This is a genomic window from Photobacterium sp., assembly GCF_057456235.1.
Genome location: NZ_JBVCPH010000001.1, coordinates 208,628 through 223,077, shown reverse-complemented (window position 1 = coordinate 223,077; position 14,450 = coordinate 208,628). Strand labels below are relative to the sequence as shown.

Below are 14,450 nucleotides of genomic sequence, written 5' to 3'. Positions count from 1 at the left end.
TACTGTTCAGAGACAAAGCTCAAATAAAAGATCTTTTTAAAATGCTATATTGCTCCACTCTGTCCAGAGATTAGAGTACTTTTATGCAAGAACTTTTCGTATTTAGTCTCTATATGCTTTATGGCTTAATTTTTGTTGCTATTGGCTTTACTATTTTTTTTCGTGATTTACGATTTAGCCACCTCTCTATTGCCTCTGCGCTGCCGACATTAGCTATTTTTGGTTTTATCCATGGACTTCATGAGTGGTCTGAATTGTATTTGCATGTGTATCAAGAAGAATTGATGATGCACCAGACAGTAAAGATATTAAAAGTAGTAAAACTTTGGATTTCATTTATTGCCTTGGGTTATTTCGCGCTACAAATGCTCGCGATGACAAAGTGGCGCTTTCGGCCCCAGCTTTCGTTGATTACTCAAGCTGTCACAGCGTTATTTTTTATTGGTGTCGTTTATCGTTATTTCTCCCATGAACTTCATGACTTTGTAAGAGAAACTACATTTCAAATACGATGGCTATTTGGTTCCGGCGCAGGTATGTTAGCCGGCGCAGCCCTGATCAATTACTCCAAGAAGCTGAAGCAAGAAGAACGGAAAGCAGCAGACGCGGTGGGGTTCTTAGGTATCTCTATTATTATTTATGGGTTGTTCGCGGGGCTGTTTTATATCGAACACATAATATTTGGCCCTATGACTCGTACATTGTTAGCCCTGGTAATGCTGATTTACTTAAGAAAAACACTTGAATTGTTTGATGCGGAAAGACAGCAGCAGATTGAATATTCACTGCATCAGATCCTGCACAATGACAAATTGAGAGATATTGGTGAATTGGCATCTGGTATTGCTCATGAGATAAAGACGCCGTTAAGTAGCGCGTTGATGCGATGTGATTTACTTGAAAAACAGATGGCTATTAGTGAATACGATCAGGTTAACGCACAAAGACAGTTAGAACACATTCGCAAAGGCCTATTAAAAGCGGCTCATATTAGTCAAGAATTACTCCAATTCTCGCACAAACGCATGCCTGTTAAGCAAAGACTTTCTGTTGCTGAATTTATTCAGGACTCTCTTGAGTTGATGGTTCACCGATTAAATGATTTTCAGGTCACACAAGATATCGCGCCAGATTTATTTTTTTATGCAGACAAGGAACAGCTCGAAGAAGTCGTGATCAATATTGTCAACAATGCCATCGATGCGTCGACTGATAAGAAAGTGATTTGTATCAGTGCCAGGCAGAAAGGATTACGTATTAAGTTATCTATTACCGACTTTGGAACAGGAATTGATAACAGTATTAAGGATAAAGTATTATTGCCATTCTTTACTACTAAGGATAAAAGTACGGGGACAGGACTTGGGTTAACACTTTGTCATAAAATTCTAGAACAGAATCAAGGTAAGCTAAGCTTTTATAATACAAGAAGTGGATTGTGTATGGAAATTGAATTACCAATGGAGAGCTAATGAGCCCTAAATTACTCCTGGCTGAAGATGATTTAGATTTACGGGAAGTTATCACTGAAGCTTTAACTCTTGATGGCTTTGAAGTCACTGCATGTGAGAGTGCTGAACAAGCAATCAGCTGTGCTATGCGACACCGTTATGATATTGCATTAATGGATTTCGTAATGGGCGGGTTAAGTGGTATTGATGCTATCGCTGTGCTAAAACAAACCGACCCTAATATTGGCATCGTGATCGTGACGGCTTTTGGGACGATTGACACTGCGGTAGATGCAATGAAAAAGGGGGCGGATGAATTTTTAACGAAGCCTTTTAACTTACAGACGCTCTCTGTTACATTGAAAAAAGTACATGCAGAAAAAACATTAAAGTCCCCCCCGATCGATAAAGACAGCGATGTAGTATTTAGTGCGTTATCGAACCCGATTCGACGCAATGTTATCTATCAATTGAAAATCCATCAAAGGCTCAAGTTTATGGATTTGTGTCGTTTGGTTGGTATTGACGATCATACTAAGTTTAACTTTCATCTTCGCCAGTTAACAAAAAGTGGTTTGGTTTCTAAAGATGATGCAAAAACCTACTTCTTGACCAGAATGGGAATTGATATTGAATCACGTATTTTAATGTAGCTATTGTGGGTGAATGAGCGGTAAATCACGCCATCAACCTTGGTTGTAATAGGGCACATTGCTTTAAACACACCTTCCAATTGAACGCTAAAGTGCAAGCGCTATATCATCGAGTCGCTTGCTGTTTAACGTCGTCAAAGACAAAGCCCGTTAACAATATTATACCTGAGGCTAGAATCAAAAATCACAGTATCATTTTTCCTTTTATCATCTTTGTTAACTTATTCGCTGTGGTTCTCGGTCTTGCTGAGAGGCCGATGGTCAAACTTAGCTGAGTCTGAATAGAGGTTTAGATAGCTTTCTAATCGCATTGAATAGAAGCCCTTTAGCTCCTCATCTTCCTCTTCATGGCAGTCGGTACAAATATCTTTCGGATCAAACTCTTCGTGGGGCAAATGGCATTCGACACATTCCATCTGCTCACTATCCTGATGTTTGATATTATGCTGGCGACCCTCAAGGTTAGCCAATGTATCGTGGCACTCTACACAGCTCTGATATTCAAACTCTAGGTCCTCTGATGGTTCTTCCCCCTCGTGGCACTGACCTGCACAAGTCTCATCCAGCAAGTGGAAATTCGCTAAGTTTTCTCCATCAGAATTAGGTAATTCTTCAGACCAACTTATTGAGCAACTGAAAGCGAGCAGGGCAAACAGCATATATTTAATGATATTCATAAACATGTTCCCTAATGCATTGTATTATTTTAATTCATTGGGCGGTTAAGCGACCACCATCTGTCCAGCGTATAAGATAAACATCCGAAGCGACATAACACCCATAAGCGTAAATAGCGGTAAGATCACCATGAATGCTTTTGTCTGTTGGATATTATCAGAGCATATAACGTTGAGTGATAGTGGTAATACGATACCGATACCAATAACGCCTATCCAAAAAACATATGCCCAGAAACTGCCAAATACCGCAAGATTTATGGCGTCTTGTTCAGCTTGCACCCCGAAGCTCATCCCAATGATCAACATTATTAATAAGACGACTTCTGCAATCACCACGGGCTTCTCAATACGATGGATCAAGGCGATACCAAATGTTTCTGTATTGGCAGAAAAGAGGGTATAAGCCATCACAACAGATGCCGCAATACCGGATGAAATACCTGATGCCAAGAACAGTAAAGGCAGTATTGGCTGATTTAACATAGGGTAAGAAACCAGTGCAGAAAGCAGGAAACCGGTATAGACGCCCAACAGTATTGATAAGATGACTAATGCAATATCAAGGTATTTGTCTTGTTTCTCTAGTTGAACAAATATTGAGAGCACCGCCTTGTTGCTGGCGATACGAGGGAAAAACTTACTGATAAAGCGAAGAATTTCCGCTTTAAAGATCACCATGATCCACGCAAACACGGCCATTTGGTAGAGTATAAAGAGCGTAACCCCGCGCCCCATGACCGAATGTGGATTAGAGAATTGATAAACAATGACTTTCCAAAAATCGAGCGGCTTGCTTAAGTCGACAATCAAAATGAGCAAACCTAAGATCACCATTGATGCAGCTAAAATAACCGCACTGATTACCAAAGGGTTTTTTGAAAGTGCTGATTTATCCGGTTCAAAATGTTTGATAGTTAACCCCAAGCACATCGCACCCGATGAAACCCCAAGAACAAAGAGGTAGATTGCGATAGGCCAGTGCCATACTAGCGTGTCGAAGTGGAAGGCGTTATTCAATGATTCCATCATGACTGGACCTCGTTGAATTTATCTGGAACACGGAACATTTTAGGCTTGGTCCCTAAATACTTTTTGTAGCGGTAGACGGCTTTATTTTTCAGCGCGATGTTAATGTCACTTTGCGGATCATTGAGATCACCAAAAATGAGCGCTTGTTGTGGGCAAACCTGAACGCAACTCGGAAGTTCACCATTTGCCAGTTTTGATTTTCTGCAGAAGTCGCACTTATCTGCAGATTTTGTTACAGGGTTAATATAGCGAACTTTATAAGGACAAGCCGCAATACAGTATTGACAGCCGACACAGCGATCTGGATTGACGTCGACAATTCCTGTTTTCTTATCAATATATGAAGCGCCGGTCGGGCAGACGTTGACACAAGGCGGGTTTTCGCAATGCTGACAAGATTTTCTAAAGAAGCGATAACGAATATCGGGAAAGTCACCGACAGGGCCACTTCTAATAATTTCCAGTCGAGCCACGTCATCAGGCACATTATTTGTTTCTTTACAGGCAGTAACGCAAGCTTCACAGCCAATACAGAGTGATTCATCGTGAATCATGGCATATCGTTTGCCATTAATTTCAATTGTTTGAATAACAGTGGTGCCTGCAACGCCTGTTGTTGCAATCATCGCGCCAGCACCTAAGCCGAACATCAGTTTGCGTCTAGAGTGATCCATTATTGATCTCCTTCTAGTGCTTGGCCTTCTGCGTGACAATCAACGCACAGTTGTATTCTGATTTTTTTCTCAATGGCTATTATTGGGTCTTCATCAGTGTGGAGACTATGACAAGACGCGCAGTTGATCTGTTTATAGTGCACATCATGCGTCCATTCCGCTTGTCGGAGATCTTTTGGTAAGTGACAAGCGAGGCATTGCTCGTTCTGGGATAGGGCGCTTATATTCGAATGCTCCGCGAAGCTAATAATGCTGGCGTTATCTTTTGGATGCGCCCCCTTGTTTCCGTGGCAAGCCGTGCAGTTGTTATAAAATTTTCGACTTGTGTGGGCACCGACACTTTTAATTGGTTCAATGTCTTTCAGTAAACGTTGTTTTTTATGACAGCGAATACAACGCTTATTTTCTTTGAGCAGCAGAGCCATTTCGTCGTCATTGTTGATCTGTGAGCTGAATATTTGATCGGTTTCTTCGTGATTTATAGACTTGTTACTCATTATGTTTTCTTGCGCGTAAGAAACAGAAGATAAACAGAGAACGAATAGGCATAAAATAATGAAATTGGAAAAACGGAGTAATTTAGCCATAGTAATTCTCGTTCTTATCTTTATTCTGTCATTTAGCAAGTGTTAATCAGGCCAACATAGCGTTGGCCTAAATATTAACGTTTCAAATTGTGCTCAAGCTATTTGAATTCTAAATTTATTACTCCACGATGGAAGATGTGGTTGATTTGAGAGTTGTCAAATACCGCGACACCAAATGGATAAGCTTTACTCATATCGTTAAACTGAACATCTTGAGTGTCCGCATTACTACCAGTCGTAACAAGCTTACGTTTCATTTCCAACGTCCAAACGCCATCTTTCCATACTGCACCAACGTCTATATCACCACGAGAGCCCGTGAATGGCGCGCCGGTTAAGCCCGGAATACGGTCTGACGCATTGTAGTCGGCAGTAAATGGTTGTTTTTCGGCTTCGTGAATAAGAAGCGTATCCGCTGTTAATTCTGGTGCAACGAATGCAGGTTGACCATCTTTAATATTATTGACATAACCGCCACCGGTCTTATCATCCCCTTTACGCCCCCATCCTTTGTTCGCTTTAGGATCGGTATTGCTGTCTATGTATTGGTCATCCAACTGATTATGTGCACCGGTACGGACGCCTTTCCAGTGCCACATATCAATGTATTGGCCTTCATTGGTAAATTTACGAGCCGGATTTTTGTCTTCTCTTCCGGCAATTTTACCGTCTTTAGAACGGTGACACGCTGAGTTACAGCCTTTTTCTGCAAAATCGTCTGTGTTGATATCCCAAAATACAGCGAATTTATCTTCGTAATAGGTATTATCATGGCCAGTACTGTCTTTATTGACCATTTGCTTCCAGCTACCGTCGTCCTGCTTGATCCAAGGGAAGCGGTCAATACTTTTAGTTGGATCATCATATTGTATTAAGAAATAAACAAATTCATCATCATAGAGTGACTTTATTTCCACGGTTGTTTTTTTGATACCTTCATAACCGTTACTTGGCTTGTAGGGCAGTTTATTTAACTTAATTTCAGTTGATTTAGCATCGTTCCAAACAGTGTCTATTTGGCCATCAATAGTAATTTCTGACGTTGTCTTAGTGCTTTCTAGTGTAGTGTTTTTTGCATGAGCAAAACTTATGGGAACTGCTGATAAAGCAATTGCAGTACTCATGGCAATAATAGAAGGTCTCATATTAAGCTCCTGATGGCTCATTAATATTATTTTCATAATCATAATAGGAAATGAAGGAACTTTTCGTTTGACCAATGTCAAAAAAGTAAAAATTAGGTTGATTGCTTGGGGCGGTTTGTGATCTTGTAGTTAAAAAAGGTTAGGTGGAGTTATAGTGAATACACAAGATTGATAAATATTATTATCATAATATGAAAGAGGGCGTTATTTGATATGGCCAGGGGATCCTGTAGCGACAGAGAATAAGCTATTATCAGATCTTTAGTGTGAAAACTGAAGAATCTTATAATCAAGGCTTCTTCAGTCGTCACATGTCAACATTACGAGGTGTTAGCTGTTATGCTTGAGCAAACTTGTACGTACGATAACCACCAATTAAGTTGCGCGCTTTAAAGCCATTGTTAACGAGTTGGCGATAAGCTACGTGCCCCCGTAATCCCACCTGGCAAATGACAATGATCTCTTTGTCTTTCGGTAACTCATGCATACGGTGACGCAGGCTATCGACCGGAATGTTAATTGAACCTTTGATGTAACCGACGTTTTCAAGTTCAGCAGGATTGCGTACATCTAATAGCAATTGGTTATCAGATAATTCATCAATCTCATCAAAGTGGATCGGGGTTGCATCGCCTTTTATAATGTTGCTAGCGACAAATGCAGCCTGGTTGATCACATCTTTAGCACTGCCATAAGGTGGCGCGTAAGTCAGTTCAAGGTGTTGAAGTTGCTCAACGGTCATACCTGCACGTTGGGCAACGGCCATGATATCAATACGCTTATCAACGCCATCTTTACCGACCGCCTGAGCACCAAGGATTTTCCCTGTTTCTGGATCGAACAGCATTTTGAACGATACGATTTCAGCGCCAGGGTAGTAGCTCGCGTGGCTCGCGGTATGGACATAAACCTTCTCAAAGTTGATGCCTTCACGCTTAAGCGATTTTTCATTTTTACCGGTCGATGCAACCGCTAAATCGAAGATCTTACAAATCGCGGTGCCTTGCGTACCTTGATATGTTTCGCCGCGTCCCAGCATGTTATCGGCAGCCATGCGGCCTTGGCGGTTTGCTGGCCCTGCTAGTGGGACTAGAGTAGGGTTGCCAGTAACGAAATCGGCTTCTTCTACGGCATCACCTACCGCGTAAATAGAAGAATCACTGGTTTGCATACTTGCGTTGGTATAGATGCCGCCAAGGTTACCAATCTGTAAGCCTGCTTCACGAGCCAGTGTCGTTTCCGGGCGAACGCCGATAGCCATAATCAAAATGTCCGTGATCAGGGATTCGCCGTTATTCAGGGTTAGCTTAAGCTCGCCTTCCAGGTGCTGGTGTTCGGTCGATTCCCCTGAATCTTTGCTGGCAACCGATATCGTCGGTATATATTCAATGGATTCGAGTGCGACACCAAGACGGAGATCGATACCTTTTTCACGTATTTCGGCATGTGCAAAACCTGCCATCTCTTTGTCAACAGGCGTCATTACCTGATCGGCCATTTCAACCAGCGTTGTTTTGATCCCTAACTGGTGGAAGGCTTCCATCATTTCCAGCCCGATAAAACCACCACCAACAACCGTTGCGTGTTCGGGCTTGTTCATCTCGAGCGTCTTGATGATCTTATCCATATCTGGAATGTTACGCAGAGAGTGGGTCAGCGGATTATCAATCCCCGGAATTGGCGGAACGATAGGTGCCGCCCCAGGACTTAGCAGCAGAAAGTCGTAAGCTTCGACATATTCGCTGTTGTCTAGCGTGTTGCGAACCGTAACCGTTTTTTCAGAGCGGTTAATACTGATCACTTCGTTCATCACACGAACATCAACGTTAAAGCGAGCCAGGAAGCTATCTGGCGTTTGCAGGAGTAGCTTATTGCGATTCTGAATGTCGCCACCAATATGATAAGGTAATCCACAGTTAGCGAACGATACGAACTCGCCACGTTCAAACATGATGATTTCAGCTTCTTCGCTCAATCGACGAGCACGAGCCGCAGCAGAAGCCCCACCGGCAACACCGCCGACAATCAGGATCTTGGTCATGTATTGTTCCTTTATGATTTTGTTGTAGCTGACGATAAGTCGTTTACTTAAAGCCAAATTTACTTAATAGAGTGGCTGCAGGACAAATACCAGTAAATGCACTCTGGATCAGATTGGCTCCGATAAACAAAGTAAACCAGTAAAAATACGGGTGCACCCATAGTGTCAATGCAACGGAAATAAAGATCATGATCCCGGCAAAAACCCGGACGGCGTTCTCTAGTGACATAACGTGTCTCCTTCAGTCGCTGTAATTAATAAAAACTATAACCCTATACTTTAGCTGAGTCTAATTTATTTTTAGCTAATTTAGGCTTGACTTAATCCTATTATTTAGTAATCTCTAATTTAGTTCTTTCTATGAAACACCGTAGAGGCAGACATGATTGATGTGAATAAAATGCGTTGCCATGCTGATGAAGTGACCGAATGGTTGAAATTACTCGCCCATCCTGAGCGGTTAATGGTGTTGTGTCAGCTAACCCAAGGTGAAGTGGCGCTGACGGAGTTGCAGCAAAATTCGAATCTTGGACAATCAGCGCTTTCTCAGCACTTAGCTATCCTGAAAGCCCATCAGCTGGTGACTTTCCGTAAGGAATCACAAAAGATGTTTTATTCACTGGCAGATCAAAAAGCACGGCTGTTACTTGAGACACTGCAGGATATTTGCGGTGTTCATAAACACAATCTGGAGAAAAATAAATGATGTTTGAAATCCCGTGGTTAGCACTGGCTGGGGGGATGTTGTTGGGCCTGTCTGCATCGCTATTATTGGTGGTCAACGGGCGCATTGCTGGTATCAGCGGTATTTTGGCTGGGTTGTTAAAATCAACTAAAAGTGAGTTTTCGTGGCGTTTGCTCTTTGTGAGCGGAATGTTGGTTGCCGGCCTGATTGCACCCTGGCTGGGGTTTACATTGCCTGAATCGTTACCTGTGACTTCAACGTTATGGGTAATTGTGGCCGGTCTTCTGGTTGGTGTGGGTACTAAGCTAGGTAACGGTTGTACCAGTGGGCATGGTATTTGCGGCATGGGGCGTCTGTCTAAGCGCTCGATTGTAGCGACGTGTATTTTTATGGCGACGGCGGTAGCGACTGTTTTTATTCGTCTCCATGTGTAATTGCGGTATTTAGTTCATTGGTATAAGAGGTAACAATGTTTTCGCGATTTGTATCTTTAATTGCAGGCTTACTGTTTGGCCTGGGCATGATGATTTCAGGAATGGTTGATCCAAATAAAGTGATTGGTTTCCTGGATGTTGCAGGAAGCTGGGATCCCAGCCTGGCTTTTGTGATGGGCGGTGCGCTATTAGTGTTTATGCCGTTCTATTTTCTGGTGATCAGAAAACTGGATAAACCGGTTTGTGAAACTGACTTTCACCTGAGTAAAAATAATCAGATAGATAACAAACTGATCACCGGAGCAGTGTTATTTGGCTTAGGTTGGGGCATTGCCGGTATTTGTCCCGGTCCGGCGGTGACGTCGCTATCGGGAGGTGATTACACCATCGTCTTATTCACGATAAGTATGTTGATTGGTATCTGGCTGGGATGTAAGCTGACCAATGTGAAGCCTGATGCGCATGAAACGTTGGCAAATGAAACCATCGGGAATTAATCTGGCGAAAAACGGCTTTTATTCTGACTGCGAGCAGGACGTTCGTAGTCAGAGCAAGATTCAAAAAACGAGAGTTAATATTAAGCACAACATGTTTAAGAGATACCGGCTAATAAAAGACTATTAGAATAAGGAATCGTCATGACAGTGAACGTCAATAAAAGCCTGATCCGTACCTTTCTTAACAGTTTCTTCCCGCCTATTCTGATTTTACTGGCACTTATCGCGGGTACGGCTGCCCTGTTTCTGACGCCTCGTGAAGAAGATCCGCAGATCAACGTGCCGATGGCCGATGTACTGATTCAGGCTCCCGGGCTGTCACCTTCGCAAGTTGAAAACCAGATCACTCAGCCACTTGAGAAGTTATTGATTCAGATAGATGGCGTTGAAGATGTCTACTCGGTCTCGCTTAAAGGGGCTGCGCAGGTGATTGTACGTTTTTATGTCGGAGAGAATCGCGAAGAAGCCTTGGTGAAGTTGTACAACAAGATCTATTCCAATCAGGATCTGGTGCCGTCGGCAGTGAGTCACTGGGCTATCAAACCGGTGGAAATTGATGACGTTCCCATTGTTGTTACCGCCCTTTACAGTACCAAACCAGAACTGACCGGTAATGCTGAACTACGACGCATTGCCGAGCAGGCTGTCAATCAAGTGCAGGCGTTAGATAACACTAACAAAGTGTCTGTGATTGGCGGTCAGCCGCGTACGATTCAGATAGCCTTAGATTCGACCGCAATGGCGAGCCGAATGACAACGGTTGATGATATAAAACAAGCATTTGCATTGACCAATCAGCATCAGCAGATGGGCAATATTCATCAGCAAGGGCAAGTCTATCAGCTTGAAAGTGGCCAGTTTTTCCTTGATAGCCAAGATGTTGTTAATGCGGTTGTCAATGTGGTCAATGGCATGCCGGTTTATTTGCGAGATATTGCAAAAGTGACGGATGGCGCGGATGAAGCCGACAACCAGACCTGGTTTAGCTGGGGACCGGCTGCAAACCAATTCGGCCAGCAAGCGCCGGAACCTTACCCCGCAGTATTCATTGCGGTCGCGAAGCAAAAAGGCAGCAATGCAGTATGGGTTGCGGACGATGTGACGGCCGAACTTGAAAACATGGCCAGTACGCAATTTCCGGATCATGTCAAACTGTCCGTTATTCGCAACTACGGTGATACCGCGAACGAAAAAGTCGGCAACCTGGTTTCCAGTTTAGGTATTTCGATCCTGACGGTGGTGGTGTTTGTCGGGGTCTTTTTAAACTGGCGTTCTGCACTGGTGGTGGGAATCGCAATTCCTATCAGCTACGGCGCTGCGCTGGCGATGGATTTGGCTTTTGGTTACACCATCAACCGGGTCACGCTGTTTGCCCTGATCCTGGCGTTAGGTTTGATTGTCGATGATCCGATTGCCAGTATCGATAATATTGAACGTTTTCTGAAACGCAAAGGGCTGAGTAAAACGGATGCCATTGTGCTGGCGATGGCTGAAATTCGCAGTGCATTGCTGATGTCGACGGTCGCGATAGTGATAGTCTTTACCCCGATGTTTTTCATTACGGGAATGATGGGCCCGTATATGGCACCGCTGGCCTTTAATGTTCCCGTGAGTGTGGTATTCAGCACCGTTGTGGCCTTTTTAATTACCCCCTGGCTGGCCAAAAAGATCCTCAAGGGCGCGCAGCAGAGCGGGCAGTATCAGGTAGAAAACACACTGTTATACCGGCTGTATGAAAAAATACTCACGCCGCTGCTAAGCCGTAAGCGTAACAGTGTCATTTTTCTGGGTGGCGTTGCGCTTGCCTTCGTTGCCGCCGCAATGCTTCCGGCACTGCGAGTCGTGCCGCTGAAATTGTTGCCTTATGACAATAAAAATGAGTTTCAGCTGGTATTGAATATGCCGGAGCAAAGTAGTGTAGATCAAACTTCCAATGCCCTGACTGATTTTTCTGATTATCTGCAAAGTGTGCCTGAGGTGGTTTCTGTTTCTGGTTTTGCAGGGATTGCATCGCCGATGGATTTCAATGGCATGGTGCGCCATTACTTTATGCGCAATCAGTCCAGCCAGGGCGAGCTTCGTATTGTGCTGGCTGAAAAAAATCAACGGCGGCAGCAATCACATGAAATCGTCACTCGTTTACGCCATGATTTGGAAGCCATAGCGATCAGGCATCGGGCTGATATTCAGCTGGTGGAGACACCTCCCGGCCCGCCGGTGATAGCAACACTTGTCGCCGAGGTTTATGGCCAGCCTCAAACGTCTTACGCTGAATTACAAGCCGCCGGACAAAAGGTCGCAGCACGGCTGAAACGTGAGCCGTTTGTTTCGGAGGTCGATACTTCCATTCAGGGAGATCTGGCAAGTTGGCAATTTATTATTGATCAGGAAAAAGCGGCCCTGTCCGGTGTTTCTGTACAGGATATTAATCTGACGCTTGCGGCAGCAAATCAAGGGCGCGTTGTCAGTTATCTTCAGCACCCCCATGAGATTAATCCGCTACCGATCGAAATTCGGTTACCACGTAACAAGCGTGACAATCTCAGTGAATTGGAAAACCTGTATGTGCGAGGTATGGCCGGTATTACCAAGCGGATCGAGCAAGGGCGTCTGGTCGATGCCGGGCAACCAATTGTCCAGTTATCTGAGTTGGGATATTTTGCAAAGAGTCCAGCACCGCAGCCGATTTATCGTAAAAACTTACAGCCGGTTGTGTATGTATATGCCGAAGCTCTCGGACGGGTACCAGCGGAAGTTGTTGCTGATGTGGCCGTCGATCTGACCAATACCGACCCAAATCCGCCCGGGGGCGGAGAAATTAATCCGTTAAGTGCGCGTACGTATCTCAATAATGGCGGTGGAGATAACTGGACGTTACCCTCAGATGTCTCAGTGAAATGGAATGGCGAAGGGGAGTGGAAAATCACCCTGGATGTTTTCCGCGATCTGGGTATTGCTTATGGCGCGGCCTTGTTGGGTGTCTTCATCGTGATGGTACTGCAGACGGGGTTACCCGCGGTATCCGGCATCATTATGCTGGCGATTCCATTAACCGTTATCGGCATTATGCCGGGGTTCTGGTTACTGAATATGCTGGGCACCACAGAGATCAACGGTATTCCTAATCCGGCGCTGTTCACGGCAACAGCAATGATCGGGATGATCGCCCTGGCGGGGATTGTCGTGCGTAACTCGCTGGTCTTGATCCAGTTTATTCATCAATCCTTGCAGGAAGGCGAGCGATTAAAACAGGCGTTGTTAAAGGCCGGAGCCGTCAGAATGCGGCCGATCCTGCTTACGGCAGGAACAACATTGCTCGGGAACGTTGTTATTACCCTCGACCCGATCTTTAACGGTCTGGCCTGGGCCATCATTTTTGGTATTACGGCATCGACGTTATTTACGTTATTGGTGATCCCCGTGGTTTATCATTTGGCTTATGCCAATCGACCGGGGCACGGTCTGCCACAGCAAGACATCCGAGCTGAACAACAAAAGGAGCTGCAATCATGAAAAAGCCGGTGTTAACGATAGCCGCGTTTATCGGCCTAGCGATTCTGTTTTTCGCGATGTCCGGTGGCTTTGTGGCAAAATTGGGTACAACAAATCAGGATTTACCGGGCGAGCCGCTGGCCGACAGAGCCACGGTGACCGTGATGAGCAAGACTCTTCCTGTCTGGCAATCTTATACCGGCACTATTGTTGCCGATCAGCGGGCAACCTTGTCGGCACGTTTGACCGCTCAGGTTGCCGAGGTTTTGGTCGATGTGGGTGATGAGGTCAAAGCGGGCGATGTTCTGATCCGCCTCGATAATCTGGATCTTGATGCGCGTGTTCGCCAGACCGAGCAAGCCCTGGCCAGCATGCAGGCACAGCTGAATGTGGCCCGCAAAGATTACATACGAACAAAAACACTGATCGCGAAAAAGTTAGTCGCACAATCGAAACTGGATGATGCATTAAGTGCTTTGCAATCGGCACAAGCCAATTTCAGGAAAACCCAAGCGTCATTAGAAGAGGCACAGACAACCTATGGCTACAGCATTATTGCAGCCCCCTTTGATGGTGTGATCACTCAGAAGCTGGTCAATAAAGGGGATATTGCCTCGCCCGGCGTGGCAATGCTGAGTTTATATAATCCGCTGACGCTGATGATGGAAAGCGATATTGCAGCCAGCAAGCGTTACTTACTGAAGCTGGGTCAGCAGTGGCCGGTAAGTTTACCGGAGCAAAATATTTTGCTCGCCGGTATCATTAGTGAAATTACCCCGGCATCAGATGCCGGATCGCGCAGTGTAGTGGTAAAACTGGCACTCGAAAACCAAGATCAGCCACTTTATCCCGGATTGTTTGCCAGGGTGAAGATCAAAACAGGTGAGCATCAGGCGCTGATCATCCCGCAGGCGAGCACTTATCGCATTGGTCAGCTCGAGTATGTCAAAGTCGTCGATGGCGATCGCGTGGTACCGCGTCTTATTGAAACCCGATCATACAATGATCAGCAGCTGATTGTCCGTAAGGGGGTGACAGCTGGTACTGTGCTATTGGCAGAGCCGGGATAGGCTCTGCCTTAT

The 14,450-nt window shown here is 44.8% G+C and carries 14 protein-coding genes; 7 read left to right on the top strand and 7 right to left on the bottom strand.

Annotation, left to right across the window (positions count from 1 at the left end):
* Positions 1–83 precede the first annotated feature (83 nt).
* Together AC2204_RS00855 and AC2204_RS00850 are read left to right on the top strand one after the other, a co-directional pair.
* The gene (locus AC2204_RS00855) at positions 84–1,472 is read left to right on the top strand and encodes a sensor histidine kinase (protein ID WP_318923424.1); all 1,389 of its coding nucleotides are present in this window, start codon (positions 84–86) and stop codon (positions 1,470–1,472) included.
* Positions 1,472–2,104 (top strand): response regulator, encoded by a 633-nt coding sequence (locus tag AC2204_RS00850; RefSeq protein WP_318923422.1) that lies wholly within the window; start codon positions 1,472–1,474, stop codon positions 2,102–2,104. Before AC2204_RS00855 ends, AC2204_RS00850 begins: the two co-directional genes overlap by 1 nt.
* A gap of 221 nt (positions 2,105–2,325) precedes the next feature.
* Here AC2204_RS00850 and AC2204_RS00845 read toward each other — a convergent pair whose 3' ends face one another.
* The 7 genes from AC2204_RS00845 to AC2204_RS00815 all read right to left on the bottom strand — a co-directional run bounded on the left by AC2204_RS00845 (position 2,326) and on the right by AC2204_RS00815 (position 8,489).
* On the bottom strand, positions 2,326–2,781 hold the full coding sequence (locus tag AC2204_RS00845; protein WP_318923421.1) for a cytochrome c3 family protein: 456 nt from the start codon (positions 2,779–2,781) through the stop codon (positions 2,326–2,328).
* A 45-nt stretch (positions 2,782–2,826) separates the two neighbouring features.
* Complete coding sequence (gene nrfD, locus AC2204_RS00840; RefSeq protein ID WP_318923419.1) at positions 2,827–3,813, bottom strand: NrfD/PsrC family molybdoenzyme membrane anchor subunit; 987 nt, start codon at positions 3,811–3,813, stop codon at positions 2,827–2,829.
* Entirely contained in the window at positions 3,810–4,487 is a 678-nt protein-coding gene (locus AC2204_RS00835) for a 4Fe-4S dicluster domain-containing protein (RefSeq protein ID WP_318923417.1), read from the bottom strand. Before AC2204_RS00835 ends, nrfD begins: the two co-directional genes overlap by 4 nt.
* The gene (locus tag AC2204_RS00830) at positions 4,487–5,074 is read right to left on the bottom strand and encodes a cytochrome c3 family protein (RefSeq protein ID WP_318923415.1); all 588 of its coding nucleotides are present in this window, start codon (positions 5,072–5,074) and stop codon (positions 4,487–4,489) included. Before AC2204_RS00830 ends, AC2204_RS00835 begins: the two co-directional genes overlap by 1 nt.
* 98 nt (positions 5,075–5,172) lie before the next feature.
* The gene (locus AC2204_RS00825; protein ID WP_318923414.1) at positions 5,173–6,219 is read right to left on the bottom strand and encodes an ethylbenzene dehydrogenase-related protein; all 1,047 of its coding nucleotides are present in this window, start codon (positions 6,217–6,219) and stop codon (positions 5,173–5,175) included.
* 337 nt (positions 6,220–6,556) lie between these two features.
* Complete coding sequence (locus AC2204_RS00820; protein ID WP_318923412.1) at positions 6,557–8,260, bottom strand: FAD-dependent oxidoreductase; 1,704 nt, start codon at positions 8,258–8,260, stop codon at positions 6,557–6,559.
* A gap of 43 nt (positions 8,261–8,303) precedes the next feature.
* On the bottom strand, positions 8,304–8,489 hold the full coding sequence (locus tag AC2204_RS00815; protein ID WP_318923410.1) for a YgaP family membrane protein: 186 nt from the start codon (positions 8,487–8,489) through the stop codon (positions 8,304–8,306).
* A gap of 153 nt (positions 8,490–8,642) precedes the next feature.
* Here AC2204_RS00815 and AC2204_RS00810 point away from each other — a divergent pair, with 153 nt between their 5' ends.
* From AC2204_RS00810 to AC2204_RS00790, 5 genes are all read left to right on the top strand, one after another.
* Positions 8,643–8,966 (top strand): ArsR/SmtB family transcription factor, encoded by a 324-nt coding sequence (locus AC2204_RS00810; RefSeq protein WP_318923409.1) that lies wholly within the window; start codon positions 8,643–8,645, stop codon positions 8,964–8,966.
* The gene (locus AC2204_RS00805) at positions 8,963–9,379 is read left to right on the top strand and encodes a YeeE/YedE family protein (protein WP_318923407.1); all 417 of its coding nucleotides are present in this window, start codon (positions 8,963–8,965) and stop codon (positions 9,377–9,379) included. The genes AC2204_RS00810 and AC2204_RS00805 overlap by 4 nt, the downstream gene beginning before the upstream one ends.
* A 35-nt stretch (positions 9,380–9,414) precedes the next feature.
* Positions 9,415–9,876: a YeeE/YedE family protein gene (locus tag AC2204_RS00800; protein WP_318923406.1), complete on the top strand. Its 462-nt coding sequence runs from the start codon at positions 9,415–9,417 to the stop codon at positions 9,874–9,876.
* Positions 9,877–10,017: 141 nt separating this feature from the next.
* Positions 10,018–13,389: an efflux RND transporter permease subunit gene (locus tag AC2204_RS00795; protein WP_318923404.1), complete on the top strand. Its 3,372-nt coding sequence runs from the start codon at positions 10,018–10,020 to the stop codon at positions 13,387–13,389.
* A complete protein-coding gene (locus AC2204_RS00790; RefSeq protein WP_318923403.1) occupies positions 13,386–14,438 on the top strand; it encodes an efflux RND transporter periplasmic adaptor subunit in 1,053 nt (350 codons plus the stop codon). Before AC2204_RS00795 ends, AC2204_RS00790 begins: the two co-directional genes overlap by 4 nt.
* Positions 14,439–14,450: the final 12 nt, after the last annotated feature.